Source organism: Frateuria sp. (genome assembly GCF_035944355.1).
GTDB lineage: Bacteria > Pseudomonadota > Gammaproteobacteria > Xanthomonadales > Rhodanobacteraceae > Frateuria_A.
Window position 1 is genome coordinate 214479 of sequence record NZ_DASZBH010000008.1, and the last position, 23406, is coordinate 237884.

The window sequence follows — 23406 nt, forward strand, 5'->3', positions numbered from 1 at the left end:
CGGATGCGCAGCGAGCTTAGCGGCGGCCGCGTGAACGCGATAGCGGCGGCGGGGAAGGTTCGGCGGTTTCTTCGGCGAGCCAGTCCAGCCGCCATTCGGCCGGGCGTTCCTGCCGGAGCAGCCGGGCCAGCGCGCGCAAGGGCTCGCGCAGGGCCTCATCGAGCTTCCATGGCGCGTTGAGGATGGCCATGCCCGAGCCGTTGAGGCGCAAGGGCGAATCGTCCGGATGTACCAGCAGCTCGGCGCGCAGCACGCGCCGAGCGCCGCAGTGGCCGAGCCAGCGCAGGAACGGCTGCACCTGGCTGCGCAGCTTGATCGGATACCACACGGCGTAGACGCCGGTCGGCCAGCGCGCGAGCGCGGCCTTCAACGCCTGCTCGATCAGCCGGTATTCCGCCTCCTGCGCCTCGTAGGGCGGATCGATCAGCACCAGGCCGCGCTTTTCCTTCGGCGGCAGCAGCGCGCCGAGCGCCTCGTAGCCGTCGCGCTGGTGTACGTGCATGCGCCTGTCGTGGCCGAACAGCTCGCGCAATCGCGCGGCTTCCTCCGGGTGCAGTTCGCACAGTTGCGCGCTGTCGGTGTCGCGCATGGCGAGCGCCGCCTGCATGGGAGAGCCCGGGTAGAGCTTCAAACCGTGCTCGTTGCCGGGCAACGCGAGCAGGCCGTCCAGCCAGCGCCGCAGCAGCGCCGGCAGCGCGCCACCTGTTTCGGCGTGCGGGCCGACGTCGGGAAACAGCAGCCGACCCACGCCTTCGCGCCACTCGCCGGTCTTCTGCGCCTCCTTGCCTTCCAGCGCATAGCAGCCGCTGCCCGCGTGCGTGTCGACGACGGCGAACGGCGTGGGCTTGGCCTTGAGCGCCTCGATCAGCGCGGCCAGCACGACGTGCTTGAGGACGTCGGCGAAGTTGCCGGCGTGGTAGGCATGGCGATAGTTCATCGCATGAGTATAGAGGCGCGTCGAGTCCGGCCAGTCCCGAGCCGTACGCGCGCTGACAGGCCGTGCCCGGCTTCACGGCAAGGCGCGGTGCCGGTCACGGGCGGGCAACGGCGGCTACCGCAGCGTGCATGGGGCAAGGATGCGACGCCTCTCCCGTTGCCTGCCCCGGGCCGACGGCTGCGCGTTTCCGGCCGGAGTGCCACCACGAACAGGAGATCAGCGATGAACGTTTCCAAGGCAAGCATCACCCTGGCCGGCGCAGTGGCCCTGGCGCTGGCGGGCAGCGCCTTCGCGCAGAGCGCCGGCACGGCCGGCGCGGCGCAGAGCAGCCAGCCCCAGAGCAGCCAGCCGCAGAGCCAGGACCAGAACGGCATGCAGCACGGCAGCACCAACGCCAACGGCAGCATGAATTCCAACGGCAGCATGAATTCCAGCGGGAGCATGAACTCCAGCGGCCGCATGGGCGGCAGCGGCAACATGAGCGGCAACGGCAGCAATTCGGGCAGTTGGAACAACACCAGCTCCACCACCGGCCAGGGCGATACCCAGAGCAAGCACCGCACGCACAAGGGACACAAGAACAGCAACAGCACGACCGACAGCTCCTACGGGCACTGAGCTGTCCGGGGGCGGCACCGGCTCACTCGGCGGTGCCGTGCCCCTCGCTGACGGCCAACTGCTCGGCGCGGGCCGGCTCGCCGCGGCGGCCCAGCCACGGATGGGCGAACACGGCGGCCAGGATCACCGCCACACCGCCGTAGAAGGTCCAGCCCAGTTCGCGTTGTTCGCCCAGAAGGATTACGGCCAGCACGATCGCGTAGACCGGTTCGAGGTTGGTCACCATCTGGGTGCCGAAGGCGCTCAGGTGGCGCAGGGCGACCAGCGCCAGCGCGAACGGCAGCAGCGTGCAGCCGAAGGACAGCAGCAACAGCAGCATCGCGTCATGCGTGCCCGGCAGCGCGAACGCCGATCCGGCATGCGGCAGCCACGGCACCAGCAGGCTGAGGAACAGCGTGCCGGTGCCCAGTTCCAGGCAGGTGACGGTGAGCGGATCGCCGTGCTCGACCAGCCGCTTGTTGCAGGCGCTGAACAGCGCCACCAGCAGCGCCGAGGCGGTGCCCACCACCAGCCCGAGCCGCATCGTGCCCGGCACGCCGCCGACCACCAGCGCCACCCCCGGCACCACCGCCACGCCGAGCAGCAGCTCGCGCGGATCGAAGCGGCGGCGCGCGATCCATGGCTCCACGAAGGCCAGGAACACCGGTCCCAGCGCGATGCAGGTGGCGCCCACCGAGGCATTGGAAAGCTTGATCGCCGCGTAGAAGGTGAGCCAGTGCAGCGACACCAGCACGCCGATGCCGGCGTAGGCCAGCTTCAGCCGGTTCGGCATCGCGCGCAGCCCGCGCCATACGCGCGGCATCGCCAGCAGCGCCGCCGTCACCAGCAGCATGCGCCACCACACCAGCGACGAGGCCGGCAGCGTGATCGCCTTGCCCAGGATCGCGGTGAAACCCCACAACAACACGCAGAAATGGATCTGCAGACGGGCCTTGGCAGTGGCTTGCATGGGAAGGTGCGCGCGGGAGATCGGCGCATTCTAGCCGGTGCGCTCCGCCGATCAGGCGGACCTGATGGATGTACGCCTCAATGGCTGCCGGCGTTCTTGCCGCCCAGCGCCTGCAAGGTGGCGCGGCAGGCGTTGTCGCCCTGGTTCTTGTCCTGGCTGGGTACGACCAGCGCGAGCAGCGCCGCAGCGGGGGCGGCGACCACGCCCAGCGCCACCGCGCCGGCGCCGCGCGCCAGCAGCGGCCCCTTCTGCACGCCCACGTCCGGGTGCTTGAGCGTGCCGCGCACGTAGAGCGGCGAGCGCAGCGAGAAGACGCGCAGGCCCTTGGTGTGCGGCCTCACGGTCAGATCGAGCTTCTCGCTGCCCATGTCCGCGGTGCCATCCATGTTTACCAGCGCGTCGGGCGTGTCGAACACGAACAGGCGCACGTCGAACAGACCGTTCCTGGCGCCCAGGTCCGCGGCGGCGCAGTTGATCTGTACGGTCTGGTCGCCGAACAGCTTGCCGATGACGATGTTGCCCACGTTGAGGCCGGCGGTTTCCAGCAGCGTCTTGCTGATCGCGCCGTCGTTCATCACCAGCCGCACCTGGCCGTCGGCGCTGCCGAGCAGCGCGGCGACGGAGTTGCCCTGCGCGCCGAGCTGCACCTCGCCGTTGATCTCGCCCAGGCTGCTGCGCATGGTCTGCACGTCGGGGAAAAGCTGCTTGAGCTTGAGGTGCCGCGCGGAAAGATCCAGCCGGCCCTGCATTGGCGCCTTGCCGCCGTCGAGCCGCAACGCGCCCTGCACCTGGCCGCCAGCGAGGCCGAAGCGCAGCGGGTCGAGCGTGAGCTTGCCCGCGTCCATCACCACGTGGGTCTGCAGCGCGTCCAGCGGCACCGCCTTGTCGCGCACGATGCGCTCGCCGCTGAAGCTGACGTCCGCGTCCATCGCGCGCCAGCGGTCGGTGCGGAACGGCTCGACCGGCAGCAGCTTGTCCGCCGGCTGCGGCGTGGCGTCGCCGCGCTGCTGCTTGCGCGCATTGGAATCGGCGCCGACCAGCGGCCCCAGGTCGGCGAAGCGCAGCAGCCTCGAACGCAGGGTGCCGCTCAGTTTCGGACGCGCGCCGCCGGTGTCGAAGGCCACGTCGCCGCCGATGTCGCTGTCGCCGACACGGCCGCGGAAGTGCCGGTAGCTGAAATGGTTGCCGCGCTTGGTGTCCAGGGTCGCCTGGAGATGGCCCTCGGTGGCGTAGGGCGGCGTGTCGGGCAGGGTGACGCCGGTGTACGGGTACAAGGTCGCCATGCTCGGCCCGGAGAGCCACAGCCGCAGGTCCAGCGCGCCCAGCTCGAGCGGATCGGTGAGCGTGCCGACCAGCGCGACGCGGCTGCCGCCCAATTGCACGTCGGCCTGCACGGGGAAGGGACTTCCGCCGCCGCGCAATGCGAGCACGCCGCCGGTGCGGCCTTCGCCCTTCACCGGTGCGCCCTTGTAGCGCCCTTCGGCGCGCCAGCCGAACACGTAGTCGGCGGCGCCGTGCTGGCCGACCGCGGAATCGCTCTCGTCGGTCGGCGCCAGCGATCGCTTCGCGGTCGCGCCCATCGCCTGGCCGACGTGCTCGCGCGCGGACCGCGACTGCTGCGCCACGATCTGGTCGTAGGGGATCGCGCCTTGCAGCGGCGTCACCGTCACCGTCAGCCGGCTTGCCGTCTGCGCGTCGTCCAGCGTGACGTTGCCGCGGTCGAAACCGATCGTGCCCAGCTCCAGCTTCCACGCCGACGGCGCGCCGCCCTGCGGCAAGGTGAAGGTCCAGCTCGCGCGGCCCTGCCTGTCGCGTTCCAGGTCCAGCGCCGGCTGCACCAGCTGCAGCGTGGGCACGTCGATGCGGTGCGCGAGCAGCGGCAGCGGCGCGATCCGGAAGCGCAGCGCCTGCAGGGTGGCGAACTGAGGCCGACTCGCCCAGGACGGGTTGCCGACCGCGATGTCGCGCGCGGTGAATTCCGGCCACGGCAGCCAGGCGTGCCAGCCGCCCAACGCCGGGTCGCGCCGCCACGCGAGGCTGAGGTCGCCGCGGATCGCGAACGGCCGGCCGATCGCCTGGCTCATCTTGTCGTTGATGAAGGGTTTGAGCCGGTTCCAGTCGAACAGCGCCACCGCGATCACCAGCAGCACGATCAGGCCCGCCAGCACGCCGGCGATCCAGTGCAGGAGTTTCAGGCGATGCCTCATCGTCACGCCGCGTGGCGGCGCCAGCTGGCGCCCGCCTCCTGCTTAGCGGCTGCGACGAGAAGATGGCGTGGTCGGTGCCGCCACCCCTTCATGTCCCAGACAGGCGGCGAAAGGGCGTGCCGGCGCATGCCTCCTTCCTCCGGGTTCGGGAGGAAGGACTCGGGCGCGAGTGCTGAGGTGGGGCTGCTCTATTTCCCTTCGCGCGAGGGAATCGCGATGCTGCACAGGTCGATCTTGCCCGCCGGCACCGTATAGAACGCATCGCGTCGGTTGCGCTTGGCCTCGATGAGCTTGGCGAAAGTGGCGCTGTCGGTGCGCAGCACTTCGATCTTCGGGCGCTGCGCGGGCGGCAGGTCGGCGGCCAGGCGCACCGACTCGATCGACACGCGCTGCGCCTTGTCGGTGTAGAAGCCCATCGGCGCAGGGCCGCGCGGCATGGCCGAGAGCAGTTCCATGCCCTGGATCACGCGGCCGGCGATGGCGAGGTTGCGGTCCAGGCCGCGCGGCGCCTGGCCGATGATCGCGTAGAGCGCGCTGCCGTTGCCGCTGTGCGGATCGATGTCGCGCGCCACGCCGACCGCGCCGTAGCAATGCGTCAGCCACTCGCGCCCGGCGGAAGGATCGCGCGCGACGGGAAATCCCCCGGAGAAACCCACCTGCGGCGCGTACACGTCGCCGTCAGGCAGCGGCGTCCATTCCAGCTTGGGATCGATCGCGCGGGTGTACTCCGGCGGCAGGCTTTGCTTCGCGCTGCCCAGCGGCCTGATGTGCGCCTTGTCCTCGTCGTCCGCCGCCGGGTCGTCCCATTGCGTGACGAAGTTGTCCTGCACGCGCACGATCGCCAGGCCGTCGAAGTAATGCTCGTGCACCAGCGTGCGGATGTTGGCCGCGTGCAGTGGGGTGAACTGCGGCGCCAGTTCGATCAGCACGTGGCCGCCGGGCAGCTTCATGTCGAGCAGGTTGGCCGGATCCGGCGTGCGCCATTCCCGCGGCTGCGACTGCGCCAGCAGTTCCTTCGGCGTGGGCGTGGCCGTGTCGGCGGCGGCCAGTGCGGGCAGCGTCAGGCTGGCAAGGGCGAGGGCGAGCAGGGATAGGCGCATGCGTGGGTCCTTGAGGTTGGGGCACGGGAAGCTTATAGCGTTTAGGACTGTCGAACGGCGAACAAGGTATTTCGCAAATGGCGAGGACGGCTTGATAATCAGAAAAACTGCTTTCCCATTGCCAGGAATGTATTGATTTTTTGCCTTAAATAATACGTGGTTAGATTTATTGCCGTGCGTTGCTGCCGATAATGCGTGGCTGGGACGCTTTCGCGCCCGGTTGGGGCTGCACGAAAAAAACCACCGCGGGCGGCTGGCCCCACGGGAGCGATCATGCGTGCAAGGACATGGGCGGCGGCGATGCTCGCCTGGGGCTTCGCCCAGGCCGGCGTGGCGGCCGATGCAGGCGCCTGGCCGAGCAGCGTTTCGCTGGGCGGCGGCGTCAATGCGGGGATCAAGGGATTGTTCCAGTACGACTCCAACCAGTTCGGCGACGACCGGCTGCCCCATGGCGCCGACCGTTTCGACGATGCGCAGACCTGGCGGCGCCAGGAAGTCAATCTCTACGTCGCCAAGAAAGGCGTATTTACAATCAATGCCGGGTACGATTTCCAGGCCAATAGCTGGGTGGACAACTATATCGCCCTGGAAACCCGCGCCGGCCGTTTCCGCGCCGGCCAGTTCAAGACGCCGGTGGGCTGGGAGGACGGCAACATCGCCACCGGCGACGTCACGTTCCTGGAACGCACCCTGCCCGAGCAGGCGGTGTACGAAGGCCGCCGCGTCGGGCTGGAATGGTTCTGCCAGGCCGCGCCGCAGTGGCTGGTGCAGGCAGGCTTCTTCACCCGCCACGACCTCAATAACGACGCGGCCGGGCAGACCTATGCCGGGCGCGTGGTCTACAACCCGGTGCAATCCGAGGGCGAGGTGGTGCACCTGGGACTATCGGTATCGCGCGAGTTGCGCGACGACCGCGCCGGCCGCATCCGTGCGCGCCCGGAAGTGAACCTGACCCCGGTGCGCCTGGTCGACACCGGCACGCTCAAGGGCGTGGACCGGCTCGACCGCGAAGGCCTGGAAGCGGCCTGGATCCACGGCCCGCTGCTGCTGCAAGGCGAGTACCTGGCGATGCAGGCGATCCGTCCGCTGGCCAGCGACTTCCACAGCCGCGGCTACTACGCGTTCGGCACCTGGCTGCTGACCGGCGAGTCACGCGGCTACAGGGCCGGCGCCATCACCGGCGTCACGCCGCGCAGCCGCTGGGGCGCGCTGGAACTGGCGCTGCGCTACGCCACGCTGGACCTGGACGACGGCGCGGTGATGGGCGGCCGCGAGCACGACTGGACGCTGGGCCTGAACTGGTACCTCGGCACGCACTTCAGGCTGCAGGCCAACGTCATCCGTGCCTTCAGCGACCGCGGCAACCTACCGCTGGATCCCACCATCTACGCGCTGCGCGCCCAGCTCGGCTTCTGAGCGGCGCAACGGCGGGCGGGCAGGGGCCGTCATGGCCCCTGCCCGCCACAGCCAGCGGTGCTCCGCCAGCGGCTGGCCGTCGCGGTCCAGCGGGAAGATCACCGCGTGGCTCGGCCAGACGTACAGGCCGGCGCCGGCGTGCAGCCCCATGCGGGCGAGATCCTCGCTGGCGATGTCCACCTCCAGCGACTGGTCCAGCGCGGCCACGTCCAGGTCCAGGTGCGCCACGGCGCCGGCCAGGTAGACATGGCGCAGATGCGCCCGCCACGTGCCAGGCGCCGGCGTGCTGGACAGAGTCAGGTGTTCGGGCCGCACGTAGGCGATCGCCTGCGCGTGTTCGCCCAGCCAGGGCGTGTCGGCGAAGATCCAGCCGCCGGCGGTATAGCGTTCGCCCTCGCGGTGCAGCGCCAGGTGGTTGGCCTTGCCGATGAACTGGCAGACGAACGGCGTGGCCGGCTGCTGGTAGATCTCCCGCGGCGTGCCGACCTGCTCGATGCGCCCGCCGTTCATCACCGCGATGCGGTCGGCCAGCTCCAGCGCTTCCTCCTGGTCGTGGGTGACGAACACCGTGGTCAGGCCCAGCTCCTCGTGCAGTCGCCGCAGCCAGCGGCGCAGCGTGACGCGGACCTGCGCATCGAGCGCGCCGAAGGGCTCGTCCAGCAACAAGAGGTCCGGCTCCACCGCCAGCGCGCGCGCCAGGGCCACGCGCTGGCGCTGGCCGCCGGACAGTTGCGAGGGATAGCGCTTGCCGAAGCCCTCCAACTGCACGCGCTTGAGCAACTGCTCGACCCGCGCTTCGATCTCCGGGCGCTTGGGCCGCACGCGGCGCGGGCGCACGCGCAGCCCGAACGCCACGTTGTCGGCCACGGTGAGGTGGCGGAACAGCGCGTAGTGCTGGAACACCAGGCCCACGTTGCGCTGGCGCGGGGCGATGGCGAGGAAGTCCTCGCCGTTGAACGACACGCGCCCGCTCTCGGGATAGTCCAGGCCCGCAAGGATGCGCAGCAAGGTGGTCTTGCCCGAGCCGGAGGGACCGAGCAGCGCGAGGAATTCGCCCGGCGCGATGCTCAGGCTGACGTCGTTGAGCGCCGGGTAGTCGGAGAAGCGGCGGTTGAGTCCGGACAGTTCGAGCGTCATGGGTTCGCTTCCTTCGCGGGGCGGCGAGGACACAGAGAAGGCGACCGGGGCGGCCGGATCGGCATGGCTCAATGTCCGCCCGGCGCATGCGACGCGAGCTCGCCGCCGTAGCGCCACTCCAGCAGGCTCTTGACCACCAGCGTCAGCAGCGCGAGCAGCGCCAGCAGCGAGGCCACGGCGAAGGCGCCGACGTAGTCGTACTCGTTGTAGCGCATCTCCACTTCCAGCGGGATGGTGGTGGTCAGGCCACGGATGTGCCCGGACACCACCGACACCGCGCCGAATTCGCCCATTGCGCGCGCATTGCACAGCAGCACGCCGTAGAGCAGCGCCCAGCGGATGTTCGGCAGCGTCACGCGGAAGAACATCTGCCAGCCGCTGGCGCCCAGCACGCGGGCCGCTTCCTCCTCCTCGTTGCCCTGCGCCTGCATCAGCGGGATCAGCTCGCGCGCCACGAACGGCAGGGTGATGAACATCGTCGCCAGCACCAGGCCGGGCACGGCGAAGATGATGCTGATGCCGTGGGCATCCAGCCACGGCCCGAACCAGCCCTGCGCGCCGAACAGCAGCACGTAGACCAGGCCCGAGACCACCGGCGAAACGGAGAAGGGCAGGTCGATGAAGGCGCCCAGCAGCGCCTTGCCGCGAAACTCGAAGCGCGCCATCACCCAGGCCGCGGCCACCCCGAAGACCAGGTTCAGCGGCACCGCGATCGCCGCCACCAGCAAGGTGAGCGCGATCGCCGAGCGCGCCTCGTCCTGGCCGATGCTGGCGAAGAACACGCCCATGCCCTGGCGCAGCGCCTCGACGAACACCGTCGCCAGCGGCAGCAGCAGGAACACGGTGAGGAACGCCACGGCGGCGAGCGTGAGCAGGCCGCGGCCGAGCAGGCGGGGCCAGCCGGGCGCACGAGGGCTGCGCGGGTTCACGGCGCGGTCTCCGCCCAGCGATGGCTCCAGCGTTGCAGCAGCGTGATCGCCAGCAGCAGCACGAAGGAGAATGCCAGCATCGCCACGCCCAGTGCGGCCGCGCCGGCGTAGTCGAACTGTTCGAGATTCTGCACGATCAGCAGGGGCGCGATCTCCGACTTCATCGGGATGTTGCCGGCGATGAAGATCACCGAACCGTACTCGCCCACCGCGCGCGCCAGGGCCAGCGCGAAGCCGGTCAGCAAGGTCGGCGCCAGCATCGGCAGGATCACTTTCAGGAACACCTGCCAGCGCCGAGCGCCCAGCGTCTCGGCGGCTTCCTCGACATCCCGTTCCAGCGATTCGAGCACCGGCTGCAGCGTGCGCACCACGAACGGAAAGCCCACGAACACCATCGCCACCAGCACACCCAGGGGCGTGTAGGCGACCTTGACGCCGACGGCGGCGAGCCACTGGCCGATCCAGCCGTTGGGCGCGTACAGCGCGGTGAGCGCGATGCCGGCCACGGCGGTGGGCAGCGCGAAGGGCAGGTCGACCACCGCGTCGAACAGGCGCCGCCCCGGAAAGCGGTAGCGCACCAGCACCCACGCCACCAGCAGGCCGACCACCACGTTGATGGCCGCCGCCAGCGTGGCGCCGCCGAAGCTGAGCTCGAGCGCCGCCAGCGTGCGTGGCACGCGCAGCAGCCGCACCAGCCCGGCGAAGCCCAGGCCGGAGGCTTTCCAGGCCAGCGCCGCCAGCGGCAGCAGCACGATCAGCCCCAGATAGGCGAGCGAGTAGCCGAGGCTGAGGTTGAAGCCGGGGAGAATGCCTCGTCGCCGCATGTCACGTCCCCGGCCCGATCTGGTCGAAGACCGCGCCGTTGGCGAAGAACTTCGCCTGCACCTGGCGCCAATCGCCGAAGGTGTCCTTCAGGGTGAACAGGTTCACCTTCGGGAACTGATGCGCGTACTGCGCCATGACCTGCCCCGAGCGAGGGCGATAGTAATGCTTCGCCGCGATCGCCTGGCCTTGCGGCGAATAGAGGAACTTAAGGTAGGCCTCGGCCACCGCGCGGGTGCCGTGCTTGTCGACGTTGGCGTCGACCACCGCCACCGGCGGCTCGGCCAGGATGCTCACCGAAGGCACGACGATCTCCACGTTCGCGCCGCCTATCTCCTGTTTGGCCAGCATGGCCTCGTTCTCCCACGCCAGCAGCACGTCGCCGATGCCGCGCTGGACGAAGGTGTTGGTGGCCCCGCGCGCGCCGGTGTCCAGCACCGGCACGTGCTTGTACAGCTCGTGCACGAAGGCGCGCGCCTTGGCCTCGCCGCCGCCCGGCTGCTTGAGCGCGTAGCCCCAGGCGGCCAGGAAGTTCCAGCGCGCGCCGCCGGAGGTCTTGGGGTTGGGCGTGACCACCTGCACGCCCGGCCGCACCAGATCGGACCAGTCGCGGATGTGCTTCGGATTGCCCTTGCGCACCAGGAACACGATGGTCGAGGTGTAGGGCGCGCTGTTGTCCGGCAGGCGCTGCTGCCAGTCGGCGGCGAGCAGCTTGCGGTCGGCCAGCGCGTCGATGTCGTAGGCCAGCGCCAGCGTCACTACGTCGGCCGGCAGCCCGTCGACCACCGCCCGCGCCTGCTTGCCCGAGCCGCCGTGGGACATGCGGATGGCCACGCTCTGGCCGTGCTGCGCTTTCCATTGCGCGGCGAAGGCGGCGTTGGCGTCGCGGTAGAGCTCGCGCGTGGGGTCGTAGGAGGCGTTGAGCAGGATCGCAGTGCCGGCTTGGGCCGCGGCGGCGGCGAGCATGGCGAGGGCGGCGCACAAGGCAATCAGCTTTCTCATGACGTCTCCGTGGGTCGTGCTGCAGTGGTCTGAACGGACGATGCGGCGCGGACGCCGTGGCCTGCGCCAGGATGGGCGGGGCCGGCGTCGTGGGGTGGTGCGATTCCCTGGGATGGAGGGCGGGATCAGCCTCGCGGCGCGATGCTGCGGCAGGCGCCGTCCCTATCGTCGAAGGCCTCGCGCTGGAACAGGCGGCGGCCGTGCGGCCGTGGCACGGCACCAAGCGCCGGCGGCCGCACCGCCGGGTGCGGGAAGGGTGGGACGATGTCGAGTGCGTCGTGCATGGTCCACCTCGGGAAGCGGCGTACTCGGGGAAATCAGTCCAGCACAGCAACCGTTAAGCATCCGCTAGGCGTTCGTCGTCGTCGCCGAGCGAAAACTTGCCTTTTCGAACGATCGAAGCGCGTGCGTCAGCGGTCGCCGGCAAGCGGCGCTCGCGGTGCGAGCAGGGCCGCGACCGGCACCGCGACCAACGCGCCGAGCAGCTGCGCGGCCACGAAGCCGGCGACGTCGCCCGGACGGATGCCGGCGAAGGTCTGCGTCAGCGAGCGCGCCAGCGTCACCGCGGGGTTGGCGAAGGACGTGCTGGCGGTGAACCAGTAGGCGGCGAAGATGTAGCAGGCGACCAGCGCGGGCACGGCCGACGGCCGCCGCCGGCTGCCCAGCAGGATGGTCAGCAGCAGGCCGAATGCCGCCACCCCTTCGCTCAGCCATTGGGCGGCGCCGGTGCGTGCATGCGTGCCCGGCTGCAGCAGCGGCAGGTCGAACATCGCATGCGCCAGGAGCACGCCGCCGATCGCCGCCAGCACCTGCACCAGCACGTAGGCCAGCGCCTCGCTTGCGCGCAACTGGCGGCGCAGCCATGCCACGAGGGTGACCGCCGGGTTGAAGTGCGCGCCCGAGACCGGGCCGAGCACCACGATCAGCACGTACAACACGCCCGCCGTCGCCGCGGCGTTGGCGAGCAGCGCGACGCCTGCGTTGCCGGCCGCAAGCATCACTCCCATGATCCCCGAGCCGACCACGGCGGCGAGCAGCAACGCGGTGCCGACGAACTCGGCCAGCAGTCGGCGTGGCAGCGTCACAGCGAGGCCAGCAGGCTGCGCACGCGCGCGGAGATCTCGTCGCGCACCGCGCGATAGCCGGCATCGTCCAGGTGCCTGGGGTCGGGCAGGTTCCAGTCCTCGCGGCGGCGCGTGGGCAGCCACGGGCAGCGGTCGCCGCAACCCATGGTGACCACCGCATCGAACTCGCCCTCGACCTCGTCCAGCGATTTGGAGGCGTGGGCTCGAAGGTCGTAGCCCAGTTCGGCCATCGCCTCCACCGCGCGCGGATTGATCCGGCCCGACGGTGCGGAGCCCGCGCTCAGCGCCTCGACCGCCTCGCCGCCGTGGATGCGCGCGAAGGCCTCGGCCATCTGGCTGCGGTTGGCGTTCTCTATGCAGACGAAAAGGATGCGCTTCTTCATGTCCACGTTCAGCAGCAGCCGGACTGCGGCGCGCAGTAGGATGCGCCCTTGTCCACCCTGGGCTTGAACGGGTGCAGGTCCGGGCTGCAGCTTGCGCCGTCGGTGGCGCAGGCGGCTTCGGCGGCGTGGTAGGTGGTCGCCTCGCCCAGCGTGTGGAAGGTTTCCCAGCGCGTGCCCTGCGGATCTTCCGTCCACAGCTTGTCCGATCGCGCGTAGCAGCAGACCGCGGCTTCCTCCGGCATGAGCGCGCCACCGGCCGCATCGAGCCGCTGGCCGAGCGCGGCCAGCGCCTCACCGGTCTCTGCCTGGATGCCCAGGTGGTCGATGCCCGGCGCGCGGCCGGTGCTGGAGATGGCGAAATTGATGCGCGGGTCCTCCACCATCCACTTGGCGTAGTCGTCCTTGCGTACGCTCGGTTCGGCGCCGAACAGCGCGGTGTAGAAGCGGATGCTGGTCGCCAGATCGGCAACATTCAGGTGCACGTGGAATCGGTTCATCGCTTGGCTCCCTTGGGGCGTGGCTTGCAGGCGGTCGAGGGCGCGCAGGCAGACCCGGCGCAGCAGTTCTCGGTGAGGTAGCCGATCAGCGCGTCCATCTGCGCGTAGTCGGCGCGGACGCGGATCACCCGCCCTTCGCGCTGGTCGGTCACCAGCCCGGCGGCGCGCAGCACGTTGAGGTGCGCGCTGAGCGTGGCCGGCGGCAGGCCCAGCCGCTCGCGCAGTTCGCCGACCGAGAGCCCGTCCGGTCCGGCCTGCACGAGCTCGCGGAAGGCGGCCAGGCGGGATTCCTGGCTGATGGCGCTCAAGGCGGCGAGGGCGGTCGTTGTTTCCATGATTCCAAGAATATGGAAATATATGCATTGCCGTCAAGCGCGTCCCAGCGCGGCTATCCATCCGCGCGCGCATGGAGTTCAATGCCCGGATGCGTTTCCCCGACCCGAAGGAGCTCCCATGAACACCAAAGCCTATGGCGCCCTCGCCAGCGACAAGCCGCTCGAACCGCTGGACGTCCAGCGCCGCCAGCCGGGCCCGCACGATGTGCAGATCGACATCGCCTATTGCGGCGTGTGCCATTCGGACTTGCACACGGTGCGTTCCGAATGGGCCGGCACGCTCTACCCCTGCGTGCCCGGGCACGAGATCGTCGGCCACGTCAGCGCGGTCGGCAGCGAGGTGAGCGGCTTCAAGGTCGGCGACACCGTCGGCGTCGGCTGCATGGTCGGCAGTTGCCAGCATTGCGCCTCCTGCGGCGAGGGGCTGGAACAGTTCTGCGAGAACGGCTTCGTCGGCACCTACAACGGCAAGACCGCCGATGCGCCCGGGCACACGCTGGGCGGCTATTCGCAGCGCATCGTGGTCAACGACCGCTTCGTGCTGAAGATCCGCCACCCCGAAGACCAGCTCGCCGCGGTGGCGCCGCTGCTGTGCGCCGGCATCACCACGTATTCGCCGCTGCGCCACTGGGGCGCCGGTCCCGGCAAGAAGGTGGGCATCGTCGGCATCGGCGGACTGGGCCACATGGGCATCAAGCTCGCCCATGCGATGGGCGCGCACACGGTGGCGTTCACCACCTCCGAGTCCAAGCGCCAGGATGCGCACGAGCTGGGCGCCGACGAGGTGGTGATCTCGAAGAACCCGGACGACATGGCCAAGCACGCCGGCAGCTTCGACTTCATCCTCAACACGGTCGCGGCCAGCCACGACCTCGACGCCTACACCCGCCTGCTCAAGCGCGACGGCACGCTGTGCCTGGTCGGCGTGCCCGAGCATGCGCACCCGAGCCCGAACGTCGGCACGCTGATCTTCGGCCGCCGCTCGATCGCCGGCTCGCTCATCGGCGGCATCGCCGAGACGCAGGAGATGCTCGACTTCTGCGCCGAGCACGGCATCGTCGCCGACATCGAGATGATCCCGGTGCAGCAGATCGACGAGGCCTACGACCGCATGCAGCGCAGCGACGTGAAGTACCGCTTCGTCATCGACAATGCTTCGCTGGGCCGATAGGCCCTCCGTCGGGCCTTCCTCCGCGGCGCGGGGGAAGGTGCCGCCCGTCCCGTGAGCTTGCTCGTCGTCGAAGGCTGGAATCTGCTGTTCGGGCGGCCGGCGGCAAGCGACGACGAGCTCTTCGAAATGCCGACGGCGGCGGTCTTCCAGGCGCGCTTCCGGCCCGCCGTGGGCAGTCGCCAGGGCATGATCCGCAACCGCAAGAAGATCCTGGCCACCCTGCGCAATGCGGGCGACCTCGGGGCGCTGGCCGCGCGGCACGGGAGCGCGCTGGCCTGCCTGCGTTCGTTCGGCGACGAGGAAGCGCTGGTGCGCGACATCGACACCTGGGCGCACTACATCGGCGCGCCGTCGATCCACTGGTTCGTGCGCGCCTTCGCAGGTTCCGCCGCGGGATGAGCTGCGGGCGGCACGTTCCGGTGCCGGTACGCCGCGCGCGATTTTCTCGCCGAGCCGCTACACTCGCCGGACTGTTTTCCGGCACTCGAGGAAGCCGGAAAGACGGGCGGGAAGTGTTGCGGCCCGACTTCGGGTTCCCGGCATCCCGCCGCCATGCCACGATCCTGGGGGGATGGAATCCATGCTCTTGCCGAGGTTGCCTTGCAAAAAAATGGTCGTGTGAGCGCCGGGACGCGCGCGTGTCTGGGGAGCGCCATGGCGTTGGCCTTGCTGGCGCTCTCGCTCGATGCCGCCGGAACCACCGCCGTGCCGCAGGACCTCGGCAAGCTTTCGCTGGAGGACCTGGGTAACGTGCTGGTGTCCTCGGTGGCCAAGAGTCCCGAGCCGCTGGCCGATGCGGCCGCCGCGGTGTACGTGATCACCCATGACGACATCGTGCGCTCCGGCGCCAGCACCCTGCCTGACGTGCTGCGGCTGGCGCCGAACCTGGAGGTCTTCCAGACCAGCCCTGGCGGCTACACGATCACCGCGCGCGGCTTCAGCGGCAACAACGCGGCGCAGAACTTCCCCAACAAGCTGCTGGTGCTGATCGACGGGCGCAGCGTGTATTCGCCGATCTTCTCGGGCATGTACTGGGAGGACCAGTACGTGATGCCCGAAGACATCGAGCGCATCGAGGTGATCAGCGGACCCGGCGGCACGCTGTGGGGCGCCAACGCGGTCAATGGCGTAATCAACATCATCACGCGCGAGGCGGCTGCCACCCCCGGCGGCCTGCTGGACGTGAGCGTGGGCAACCGGGAGCGCAGCGCGGCCGCGCAGTACGGCGGCGCGCTCGGCGAGCACGCACACTACCGGGTCTACGCGCGGGAGATCCGGCGCGAGTCCTTCGACGACAGCGCCGGAAAGGACGCGCGCGACGGCTGGCGCAGTCCGCAGGCGGGCTTCCGCGTGGACTGGGACGGCGGCGCGGGCGATGTACTGAGCCTGCAGGGCGACCTGCACGAACGACGCATGGAGCAGGCCGGCGCGCCCGATTCGCGCAGCAGCGAGGCCGACGTGCTGGCGCGCTGGCAGCGCACGCTCAGCCAGGACTCCAGCCTGCAGGTGCAGACCTACTACGACCGCGTGCGCCGCTGGGACGACGCCAACGGCTCGGGGTTCACCCTGGATACCTGGGACGCCGAAGTTCAGCACAACCTGCTTCTGGGCGAGCGCAACCAGGTGGTATGGGGCGCGGGCGACCGCATCAATCACTACGTCATCAAGCCGCGCATCAGCGCGGCCAGTTCGCTCTTGTGGAATCCGGCGGCGCACACCGGCAATCTCGCCGACGCCTTCGTGCAGGACCAGGTCGCGCTCGGTCCGCGCACGCAGCTGACGCTGGGCCTCAAGGCCGAGGACGACCCTTATTCCGGCCTGTCGCTGATGCCCAACGCCAGGCTCTCGTGGAAGCCGGGCGACGACACGCTGCTGTGGGCCGCCGTCTCGCGCGCGATGCGCACGCCCACGCCGTTCGACGAGGACGTCATCGAGAAGCTGGGCGACGTCACTTTCCTGACCGGCAACCGGGATTTTCGCAGCGAGAAGCTGACCGCCTACGAAGCGGGCTGGCGCACCCAGATGGCCACGCGGGCCATGCTGTCGGTGTCGGTCTATTACAACGCCTATGACGACCTGAGGACGATCGAGCCCTCGTCCACGGGGTTGCCGCTGGTCTGGGGCAACGGCATGGAAGGGCACACCTGGGGCCTGGAGGCCTGGGGCAGTTACGCGATCGACGATGGATGGCGGCTGGGCGCCGGCTTCACCAGCCGGCACCAGCGCCTGCGCTTCAAGCCGGGCGCGAGCGGACTGCTGGGTTTGTCGCAGGCCGGCAACGACCCGGCCAGGCAGGGCTTCATCCGCTCGGTATGGAACTTTGCCGGCCGCTGGACGCTGTCGGCCGACCTGCGCGGGGTTTCGGCCCTGCCTGATCCCAGGGTGCCGGGCTACGTGGAGCTCGACGCGCGGCTGGGCTGGCGGGTGAGCGACCGGCTGGAGTTCTCCCTCTCCGGCTTCAACCTGTTGCATCCATGGCACCAGGAATACGTGTTTCCCGGCAGCGATCGCATCGCGCGCAGCGTGTCGTTCGACACCCAGCTGAGATTCTGACGCATGCGTTGGGTTACCCAGAAGTCGCCGAACCGGTTCGTATGCAGACCCCTCTCCGCCATCGCGCGATCCCGCGCGCCGTGGTGGCGCGGTGGCCTGTTCGCGCTGTTGGCCTGCGCCACCGGCCAGTCGCTGGCGCAGCCGGTGCAGCAGGGCGCCGCGGCGATCTCGCTCGAGTACGCGGTCAAGGCGACGTATCTCTACAAGCTCGCGCCTTTCGTCAACTGGCCGCCGTCGGAGTTCGCCACGGCGGATGCGCCCTTTCGCATCTGCGTGGCCGGCGAGGATCCGTTCGGCGACTACCTGAAGAACGCGGTGGCCGGCCGTGGGCTCGGCAGGCACCGGTTCCAGGTGCAGCGGCTCGATGCGGCGGCGTCCGCCACCGGGTGCCAGATCCTGTTCCTCGGGCGCCTGCCGGCGCAGGGCGCCGGCCAGGTACTGGACGCGGTCAGCGGCAAGCCGGTGTTGACGGTGGTCGACTCGGCCACGCCGCATGTGGGCGGCATCGTGCAGTTCGTCATCGAGAGCGGTCGCGTGCGCTTCGAGATCGACACCGCCGCTGCCGCGCGCAACCACATCACGATCAGCTCGAAGCTGCTCAACCTGGCGCTGGCGGTCAAGGACCGGCCATGAGCAAGCGCGACGGCAACCGCCAGCGATTCGCGTTCCGCCCGGTGCTGACCCTGGTGGCGGCCGCGCTGCTGTTGCTCGCCAGCGCGCTTGCCGCCGGCTACCAGTATCACTGGGCGCAATCCGAGCACCGCCGCCAGCTCACCGTGCAGGCCCGGATCCTGGCCGCCAGCGTGACCGCGGCGATCGCCTTCAACGACCGCGCCGCGGCCCAGGAATACGTCAACGCGCTGATGCTCGATCCACGCCTGGATGCAGCCGCCGTGTACGGCGACTCGCACCGCGAGGTAGCCGGGTTCCAGCGCGAGGGCGGCGAGCCCATCGCCGACAGCCTGGGCAACGGCGGGCGCCTGCCGCGCGACCATCTGCTGGTGGCGGTACCCGCGCGCCAGGGCACCACGCCGATCGGCATGGTCTATCTGCGCGCCGCGGACGCGCCGTTGATCGTGCAGCTGGCCCGCTACAGCGGCGTGGCGCTGCTGACGATCATGGCGGTGCTGATGATCTCGGCGCTGGCCGTGGCCCAGCGCGTGCTGACCCGCGCCAACGTCGAGCTGCGCCAGCGTGCCTGGGAGCTGGCCGACGCCAACGAACGGCTGAGCGCGGAGATGGAGCAACGCGCGCGCACCGAGGAAGCGCTGCGGCAGAGCCAGAAGATGGAAGCGATCGGCCAGCTTTCCGGCGGCATCGCGCACGACTTCAACAACCTGCTGATGATCATCAAGAGCAGCCTCGGGCTGCTGCAGAAGAAGCTGCAGCAGGGCGATCCGCTGATCGAGCGCGTGGCCCAGTCCGCGCGCGAGCGCATCGATGCCCGGGAGGGCGGGCAGGGCACGCAAGTGCCGGCGCAGGAGCTCGAGCTGCTGGAGCGCCGCGAGGCGTGGCACCGCCAGAACGGGCGCTACCTGGAGATGGCGCAGGGCGGCGTCGAACGGGCCGCCAGCCTGACCCACCGCCTGTTGAGCTTCGCGCGCCGCCAGCCCCTGTCGATGCGCGTGCTGCCGCTGGACGGGCTGATCCAGGGCATCCAGCCGCTGCTGGACCACTCGGTCGGCTCCCGCGCGAACGTGGATTACCAGCTCGATTCGCGCTGGCCGGTGGCATGCGACTCCCACCAGCTGGAGAACGCGATCCTCAACCTGGTCATCAATGCGCGCGACGCCATGCCCGAAGGCGGGCGGATCATCGTGCGGACCCGAGACGTCCGGGTCGATGCCGCCCATCCGATGGGCGAGCTGCACGAAGGCGACTACGTGCACCTGCAGGTGATCGACCACGGCGTAGGCATGAGCGAGGACGTTCGCGGCAAGGCCTTCGATCCGTTCTTCACCACCAAGCCGGTCGGCCAGGGCACCGGCCTGGGCCTGAGCACCATCCTGGGCTACGTCGTGCAATCCCACGGTGCGGCCAGCATCGACAGCGAGCCAGGACGCGGCACCACCATCCATATCCTGCTGCCGCGCGCACCGGCCGAATCCCCACGCGAGGAACCCCGATGACCCCCGCCCCCCGTGTCCTGCTCGTCGAAGACGAAGCCTTCCTGCGCGAACTGGTGGCCGAGGGCCTCACGGACGCGGGCTACCGCGTGTTCGAAGCCAGCGACGGCAGCAGCGGGCTGCAGGCGCTCGAATCGGACCTGGAGATCGACCTGCTGCTGAGCGACATCAAGCTGCCCGACATCGACGGCTACCGCGTCGCCGAGGCCGGCACCGCGCTACGCCCGGGGCTGAAAGTGATCCTGATGACCGGCTACGCGCCCTCGCCGCTGCCGCCGGCACTGGAGCCGGTGGTGTACCGCGTGCTGCAGAAGCCCTTCTCGCTGGAGGCCCTGCCAGGCACGATCGCGGCCGCGCTGGGCAGCTGAAGCGGGCGGGCGCGGCAGGGCGCCGGAAAGGAGCGAGAAAGATCGCATCGATACATTCGATGCCTGCCCGACCGACACCTGCGACCCAATGAACCCAACTGGCTGGACCATTCTGTGCGACTTCGACGGCACCATTTCCGTCGAGGACGTGATCGACTCCCTGCTGGACCGCTACGGACGCCCGGGCTGGAAGCAACTGGAGCGTGACTGGCGCGCAGGCCGCATCGGCTCGCGCGCATGCATGAGCGGGCAGGTGGCCCTGCTCGACATGAGCCGCGAAGAGCTCGACAGCCACCTGGCCGAGGTGTGGATCGACCACGCCTTCCCCGGCTTCGTCGCCAGGGCGCGCGAACTGAACGTGCCCATCCGCGTGGTGAGCGACGGCCTGGACTACGCGATCGGCCGCATCCTGGGCCGCCATGGCCTGGCCGACCTGCCGGTCCGCGCCAACCACCTGGCGCCGGGCGTCCCGCCGCAACGCTGGCAGCTGAGTTCGCCGTTCCAGGTCGACGGTTGCAGCAGCGGCACCTGCAAGTGCGCCTGCGCGGAGCAGGCGCGCGCCGAGGGCGCCGGCAAGACCCTGCTGATCGGCGACGGCGCCTCGGACTTCTGCGTGGCCGACCACGTCGACTTCGTCTTCGCCAAGCACCGTCTGATCGAGCACTGCCGCGCCGCGGGCATTCCCTACGTGCCGATCACCGGCTTCGAGGACGCGCTGGAATTGCTGCCGGCCCTGCTCGACGGCAGCCTGCTCGAGCACCCCGTGTCGCCCGCCCCGCTGGGCACCCCCGCCTAAGTTTCCGGACTACCCATGAACGCATTCGACAAGCGCACCTCCGTGGTGATCGACGACGCGCAGCTGCTCGCCGACGAGGCCAAGTACAGCTCCTTCGGCGACACCGTCCATTACGTGGATCCGCCGAAGATCTTCCGCCACGGCGAAGGCAGCTACATGTTCGACACGGCGGGCACGCCGTTCCTCGACCTGCAGATGTGGTACTCGGCGGTCAACTTCGGCTACGGCAACAAGCGCCTCAACGACGCGCTGAAGAAGCAGATCGACGTGCTGCCGCAGGTGGCCAGCCAGTACCTGCACCAGACCCGCATCGAGCTGGCCAAGACGGTGGCGCTGGACGCGAAGAAGAAGTTCGGCCTCGACGGCCGCGTGCACTTCAACGTGGGCGGCGCGCAGGCGATCGAGGATTCGCTGAAGCTGGTGCGCAACTACAAGAACGGCAAGAGCCTGATGTTCGCCTTCGAGGGCGGCTACCACGGCCGCACCCTGGGCGCCTCGTCGATCACCTCCAGCTACCGCTACCGCCGCCGCTTCGGCCACTTCGGCGAGCGCGCGATGTTCCTGCCGTTCCCGTACCCGTTCCGCCGCCCCAAGGGCATGACGCCGGAAGAGTATTCCGACAGCTGCGTGCACCAGTTCGAGCGCCTGTTCGAGACCGAATACAACGGCGTGTGGGACCCCAAGACCAACCAGTGCGAGTACGCCGCGTTCTACGTCGAGCCGATCCAGGGCACCGGCGGCTACGTCGTGCCGCCGATGGGCTTCTTCAAGGGCCTGAAGCGGGTGCTGGACAAGTACGGCATCCTGATGGTGTCCGACGAGATCCAGATGGGCTTCTGGCGCACCGGCAAGCTGTGGTCGATCGAGCACTTCGGCGTGACCCCGGACGTGATCGTTTTCGGCAAGGCGCTTACCAACGGCCTGAACCCGCTGTCCGGCCTGTGGGCGCGCGAGGAGCTGATCAATCCGACCATCTTCCCGCCGGGCTCCACCCACTCCACGTTCAACTCCAACCCGCTGGGCACCTCGCTGGGCCTGGAAGTCATCAAGATGGGCTACGAGCTGGACTACGAGACCACCGTGCCGAAGAAGGGCGCGCACTTCCTCGAAGGCCTGCGCGAGCTGCAGAAGAAGCACAAGGAAATCGGCGACGTCGACGGCCTCGGCCTCGCCCTTCGCGCCGAGATCTGCACCGAGGACGGCTTCACCCCGAACAAGGCGCTGCTGGACAAAATGGTCGACATCGGCCTGGCCGGCGATCTGAAGCACAATGGCAAGCCGATCGGCCTGGTGCTCGACGTCGGCGGTTGGTACAAGAACGTGATCACGCTCGCGCCGTCGCTGGACATCACGCACGAGGAGATCGACCTGGCCATCGCGCTGCTGGACCAGTTGCTGACCCGCGCCAAGAACGGCTGAGCGCGGCCCTTGAACCCGCCCGTGGCGGCTGCCGTGGAGGACCTCACCATGAATGCTCCGCAATCCGACGAAGCCATCCGCGAACGCCTCTACGCGATCATCGCCAAGCAGGCGAAGATCGACCCGGCGCTGCTCAAGCCGGAAGCGACGCTCAAGGACCTGGGCATCGCTTCGCTGGAGGCGATCGAACTCATCTTCGACATCGAGGAAGACTTCGACATCACCTTCCCGGACGAGCACGCCAACTTCGACACCGACACCGTGCAGAGCCTGATCGACGCCGTGCGCACGGCGCTGCAGGCGAAGTCGGGCGGGTCGGAGGCCACGGCTTGAGCAGGACCCGCATCGCGATCACCGGCATGGGCGCGATCAGCGCCTTCGGTGAAGGGGCACAACCGTTGTGGCAGGGCCTGCGTGAAGGCGCCAGCGGCATCCGCCCGCTGCGCCACGCGGACGCCGGCCGGCTGCGCGTGCGCGTGGCCGCCCAGGTGCCCGAGAGCTTCGACCCCGCGCGCCTGTTCGACGAGCGCGTGCTGCCCATGCTCGACCGCACCTCGCAGTTCGCGCTGTATGCCGCGAACGAAGCGATCGCGCAGTCGGGGCTGGACTTCGGCGCCGACGGGCTGGGCCACCGTACCGCGGTGGTCATCGGCACTGGCGTGGGCGGCGAGACCACGCAGGACGAATCCAGCCGGCGCCTCTACGCCGAGAACGCGCAGCGGCTGCATCCGCTCACCATCGCGCGGGTGATGGCCAATGCGCCGGCCAGCCAGATCAGCATGGCGCATGGCCTGCGCGGGCCGGTGTTCGCCGTCTCCAGCGCCTGCGCCTCCGCCAACCATGCCATCGCGCAGGCCGCGTTGATGATCCGCGCCGGCCTGGCGGACGTGGCGGTCACCGGCGGCGCCGAGGCCTGCCTGTCTTACGGCGTGCTGCGTGCCTGGGAAGCCATGCGCGTGCTGGCTGACGACACCTGCCGCCCGTTCAGCGCCGACCGCCGCGGCCTGGTGCTGGGCGAGGGCGCGGGCATCTTCGTGCTCGAGTCGATGGACCGCGCCCGCGCTCGCGGCGCGACCGTGCTGGCCGAGCTGGCGGGCTTCGGCATGAGCGCCGACGCGGGCGACATCGTGTCGCCCGACCCGGCCGGCGGCAGCGCCGCGATGGCGCTGGCGCTGGCCGACGCGGGCCTGAACCCGCAGGACGTGGAATACGTCAACGCCCACGGCACCGGCACGCCGGCCAACGACCCTACCGAGACGCGCGCCATCCGGCAGGTGTTCGGCACCCATGCCGACCGTCTGGCGGTGTCCTCCACCAAGTCCATGCACGGCCACGCCCTGGGCGCGGCCAGCGCACTGGAGCTGGTGGCGGTGATCGGCGCGCTGCGCGAGGGCGTGGTGCCGCCCACGGCGAATTTCGATGTTCCCGACCCGGCCTGCGACCTGGACTACGTACCCAACGTACCGCGCGAGATGCCGGTGCGCGCGGCGCTCAGCAACTCGTTCGCCTTCGGCGGCCTCAACGCGGTGCTCGCACTGACCAAGGCCTGACGCCGC

At 69.6% G+C, this 23406-nt stretch carries 24 protein-coding genes and 1 pseudogene; 12 read left to right on the plus strand and 13 right to left on the minus strand.

What is annotated here, in order from left to right; all coding sequences use genetic code 11:
* Positions 1-16: 16 nt before the first annotated feature.
* Positions 17-937, minus strand: a complete 921-nt coding sequence (locus VGU03_RS05755) for a 23S rRNA (adenine(2030)-N(6))-methyltransferase RlmJ (protein ID WP_327479287.1) — start codon at positions 935-937, stop codon at positions 17-19.
* Positions 938-1159: 222 nt separating this feature from the next.
* On the opposite strand from VGU03_RS05755, the gene VGU03_RS05760 reads away from it, so the two are divergent.
* On the plus strand, positions 1160-1555 hold the full coding sequence (locus VGU03_RS05760; protein ID WP_327479288.1) for a hypothetical protein: 396 nt from the start codon (positions 1160-1162) through the stop codon (positions 1553-1555).
* Between the two features lie 22 nt (positions 1556-1577).
* Here VGU03_RS05760 and VGU03_RS05765 read toward each other — a convergent pair whose 3' ends face one another.
* The 3 genes from VGU03_RS05765 to VGU03_RS05775 form a co-directional block, all read right to left on the minus strand.
* A complete protein-coding gene (locus VGU03_RS05765; protein ID WP_327479290.1) occupies positions 1578-2504 on the minus strand; it encodes a DMT family transporter in 927 nt (308 codons plus the stop codon).
* Between the two features lie 77 nt (positions 2505-2581).
* Positions 2582-4711 (minus strand): AsmA family protein, encoded by a 2130-nt coding sequence (locus VGU03_RS05770; protein WP_327479292.1) that lies wholly within the window; start codon positions 4709-4711, stop codon positions 2582-2584.
* 188 nt (positions 4712-4899) lie between these two features.
* Positions 4900-5811: a peptidylprolyl isomerase gene (locus tag VGU03_RS05775; protein ID WP_327479294.1), complete on the minus strand. Its 912-nt coding sequence runs from the start codon at positions 5809-5811 to the stop codon at positions 4900-4902.
* Positions 5812-6084: 273 nt separating this feature from the next.
* On the opposite strand from VGU03_RS05775, the gene VGU03_RS05780 reads away from it, so the two are divergent.
* Complete coding sequence (locus VGU03_RS05780; protein ID WP_327479296.1) at positions 6085-7227, plus strand: OprO/OprP family phosphate-selective porin; 1143 nt, start codon at positions 6085-6087, stop codon at positions 7225-7227.
* A gap of 90 nt (positions 7228-7317) precedes the next feature.
* Here the strand turns inward: VGU03_RS05780 and VGU03_RS05790 are convergent.
* From VGU03_RS05790 to VGU03_RS05830, 9 genes and pseudogenes are all read right to left on the minus strand, one after another.
* Positions 7318-8364, minus strand: a pseudogene (locus tag VGU03_RS05790) (sulfate/molybdate ABC transporter ATP-binding protein); the annotation flags it as partial.
* A 68-nt stretch (positions 8365-8432) separates the two neighbouring features.
* Positions 8433-9293 (minus strand): sulfate ABC transporter permease subunit CysW, encoded by an 861-nt coding sequence (gene cysW / locus VGU03_RS05795; RefSeq protein ID WP_414655937.1) that lies wholly within the window; start codon positions 9291-9293, stop codon positions 8433-8435.
* Positions 9290-10117: a sulfate ABC transporter permease subunit CysT gene (gene cysT, locus VGU03_RS05800; protein ID WP_327479298.1), complete on the minus strand. Its 828-nt coding sequence runs from the start codon at positions 10115-10117 to the stop codon at positions 9290-9292. Before cysT ends, cysW begins: the two co-directional genes overlap by 4 nt.
* 1 nt (position 10118) lies before the next feature.
* Positions 10119-11117, minus strand: a complete 999-nt coding sequence (locus VGU03_RS05805; protein WP_327479300.1) for a sulfate ABC transporter substrate-binding protein — start codon at positions 11115-11117, stop codon at positions 10119-10121.
* A gap of 125 nt (positions 11118-11242) precedes the next feature.
* On the minus strand, positions 11243-11401 hold the full coding sequence (locus tag VGU03_RS05810; RefSeq protein WP_327479302.1) for a hypothetical protein: 159 nt from the start codon (positions 11399-11401) through the stop codon (positions 11243-11245).
* Positions 11402-11527: 126 nt separating this feature from the next.
* Complete coding sequence (locus VGU03_RS05815) at positions 11528-12202, minus strand: MIP/aquaporin family protein (RefSeq protein WP_327479303.1); 675 nt, start codon at positions 12200-12202, stop codon at positions 11528-11530.
* Positions 12199-12585 carry an arsenate reductase ArsC gene (locus tag VGU03_RS05820; protein WP_327479304.1) on the minus strand — a complete coding sequence of 129 codons (387 nt, stop codon included), beginning with the start codon at positions 12583-12585 and terminating at the stop codon, positions 12199-12201. The genes VGU03_RS05815 and VGU03_RS05820 overlap by 4 nt, the downstream gene beginning before the upstream one ends.
* Before the next feature lie 8 nt (positions 12586-12593).
* A complete protein-coding gene (locus VGU03_RS05825; protein WP_327479305.1) occupies positions 12594-13082 on the minus strand; it encodes an ArsI/CadI family heavy metal resistance metalloenzyme in 489 nt (162 codons plus the stop codon).
* Positions 13079-13417 (minus strand): metalloregulator ArsR/SmtB family transcription factor, encoded by a 339-nt coding sequence (locus VGU03_RS05830; RefSeq protein WP_327479307.1) that lies wholly within the window; start codon positions 13415-13417, stop codon positions 13079-13081. Before VGU03_RS05830 ends, VGU03_RS05825 begins: the two co-directional genes overlap by 4 nt.
* Before the next feature lie 118 nt (positions 13418-13535).
* On the opposite strand from VGU03_RS05830, the gene VGU03_RS05835 reads away from it, so the two are divergent.
* The 10 genes from VGU03_RS05835 to VGU03_RS05880 all read left to right on the plus strand — a co-directional run bounded on the left by VGU03_RS05835 (position 13536) and on the right by VGU03_RS05880 (position 23400).
* On the plus strand, positions 13536-14588 hold the full coding sequence (locus VGU03_RS05835) for an NAD(P)-dependent alcohol dehydrogenase (RefSeq protein WP_327479309.1): 1053 nt from the start codon (positions 13536-13538) through the stop codon (positions 14586-14588).
* 51 nt (positions 14589-14639) lie between these two features.
* Positions 14640-14987, plus strand: a complete 348-nt coding sequence (locus VGU03_RS05840) for a hypothetical protein (protein ID WP_327479311.1) — start codon at positions 14640-14642, stop codon at positions 14985-14987.
* A 255-nt stretch (positions 14988-15242) separates the two neighbouring features.
* Positions 15243-17141 (plus strand): TonB-dependent receptor plug domain-containing protein, encoded by a 1899-nt coding sequence (locus VGU03_RS05845; protein ID WP_327479313.1) that lies wholly within the window; start codon positions 15243-15245, stop codon positions 17139-17141.
* Between the two features lie 3 nt (positions 17142-17144).
* On the plus strand, positions 17145-17774 hold the full coding sequence (locus VGU03_RS05850; protein ID WP_327479315.1) for a YfiR family protein: 630 nt from the start codon (positions 17145-17147) through the stop codon (positions 17772-17774).
* Positions 17771-19270: an ATP-binding protein gene (locus VGU03_RS05855; protein WP_327479317.1), complete on the plus strand. Its 1500-nt coding sequence runs from the start codon at positions 17771-17773 to the stop codon at positions 19268-19270. Before VGU03_RS05850 ends, VGU03_RS05855 begins: the two co-directional genes overlap by 4 nt.
* Positions 19267-19635, plus strand: coding sequence for a response regulator (locus tag VGU03_RS05860; RefSeq protein WP_327479319.1), 369 nt, complete (start codon positions 19267-19269; stop codon positions 19633-19635). Before VGU03_RS05855 ends, VGU03_RS05860 begins: the two co-directional genes overlap by 4 nt.
* 88 nt (positions 19636-19723) lie before the next feature.
* Positions 19724-20431, plus strand: coding sequence for an MtnX-like HAD-IB family phosphatase (locus VGU03_RS05865; RefSeq protein ID WP_327479321.1), 708 nt, complete (start codon positions 19724-19726; stop codon positions 20429-20431).
* A gap of 15 nt (positions 20432-20446) precedes the next feature.
* On the plus strand, positions 20447-21850 hold the full coding sequence (locus VGU03_RS05870) for an aspartate aminotransferase family protein (protein ID WP_327479323.1): 1404 nt from the start codon (positions 20447-20449) through the stop codon (positions 21848-21850).
* Positions 21851-21898: 48 nt separating this feature from the next.
* Positions 21899-22183 (plus strand): acyl carrier protein, encoded by a 285-nt coding sequence (locus tag VGU03_RS05875; protein ID WP_327476909.1) that lies wholly within the window; start codon positions 21899-21901, stop codon positions 22181-22183.
* Complete coding sequence (locus VGU03_RS05880) at positions 22180-23400, plus strand: beta-ketoacyl-[acyl-carrier-protein] synthase family protein (protein ID WP_327479325.1); 1221 nt, start codon at positions 22180-22182, stop codon at positions 23398-23400. Before VGU03_RS05875 ends, VGU03_RS05880 begins: the two co-directional genes overlap by 4 nt.
* Positions 23401-23406 lie beyond the last annotated feature (6 nt).

Bases quoted from the DNA above. Each gene is read 5' to 3' on its own strand.
- VGU03_RS05755 (WP_327479287.1), bottom strand. From the start codon at position 937: ATGAACTATCGCCATGCCTACCACGCCGGCAACTTCGCCGACGTCCTC.
- VGU03_RS05760 (WP_327479288.1), top strand. From the start codon at position 1,160: ATGAACGTTTCCAAGGCAAGCATCACCCTGGCCGGCGCAGTGGCCCTG.
- VGU03_RS05765 (WP_327479290.1), bottom strand. From the start codon at position 2,504: ATGCAAGCCACTGCCAAGGCCCGTCTGCAGATCCATTTCTGCGTGTTG.
- VGU03_RS05770 (WP_327479292.1), bottom strand. From the start codon at position 4,711: ATGAGGCATCGCCTGAAACTCCTGCACTGGATCGCCGGCGTGCTGGCG.
- VGU03_RS05775 (WP_327479294.1), bottom strand. From the start codon at position 5,811: ATGCGCCTATCCCTGCTCGCCCTCGCCCTTGCCAGCCTGACGCTGCCC.
- VGU03_RS05780 (WP_327479296.1), top strand. From the start codon at position 6,085: ATGCGTGCAAGGACATGGGCGGCGGCGATGCTCGCCTGGGGCTTCGCC.
- cysT (WP_327479298.1), bottom strand. From the start codon at position 10,117: ATGCGGCGACGAGGCATTCTCCCCGGCTTCAACCTCAGCCTCGGCTAC.
- VGU03_RS05805 (WP_327479300.1), bottom strand. From the start codon at position 11,117: ATGAGAAAGCTGATTGCCTTGTGCGCCGCCCTCGCCATGCTCGCCGCC.
- VGU03_RS05810 (WP_327479302.1), bottom strand. From the start codon at position 11,401: ATGCACGACGCACTCGACATCGTCCCACCCTTCCCGCACCCGGCGGTG.
- VGU03_RS05820 (WP_327479304.1), bottom strand. From the start codon at position 12,585: ATGAAGAAGCGCATCCTTTTCGTCTGCATAGAGAACGCCAACCGCAGC.
- VGU03_RS05825 (WP_327479305.1), bottom strand. From the start codon at position 13,082: ATGAACCGATTCCACGTGCACCTGAATGTTGCCGATCTGGCGACCAGC.
- VGU03_RS05830 (WP_327479307.1), bottom strand. From the start codon at position 13,417: ATGGAAACAACGACCGCCCTCGCCGCCTTGAGCGCCATCAGCCAGGAA.
- VGU03_RS05835 (WP_327479309.1), top strand. From the start codon at position 13,536: ATGAACACCAAAGCCTATGGCGCCCTCGCCAGCGACAAGCCGCTCGAA.
- VGU03_RS05845 (WP_327479313.1), top strand. From the start codon at position 15,243: ATGGCGTTGGCCTTGCTGGCGCTCTCGCTCGATGCCGCCGGAACCACC.
- VGU03_RS05850 (WP_327479315.1), top strand. From the start codon at position 17,145: ATGCGTTGGGTTACCCAGAAGTCGCCGAACCGGTTCGTATGCAGACCC.
- VGU03_RS05855 (WP_327479317.1), top strand. From the start codon at position 17,771: ATGAGCAAGCGCGACGGCAACCGCCAGCGATTCGCGTTCCGCCCGGTG.
- VGU03_RS05860 (WP_327479319.1), top strand. From the start codon at position 19,267: ATGACCCCCGCCCCCCGTGTCCTGCTCGTCGAAGACGAAGCCTTCCTG.
- VGU03_RS05865 (WP_327479321.1), top strand. From the start codon at position 19,724: ATGAACCCAACTGGCTGGACCATTCTGTGCGACTTCGACGGCACCATT.
- VGU03_RS05870 (WP_327479323.1), top strand. From the start codon at position 20,447: ATGAACGCATTCGACAAGCGCACCTCCGTGGTGATCGACGACGCGCAG.
- VGU03_RS05875 (WP_327476909.1), top strand. From the start codon at position 21,899: ATGAATGCTCCGCAATCCGACGAAGCCATCCGCGAACGCCTCTACGCG.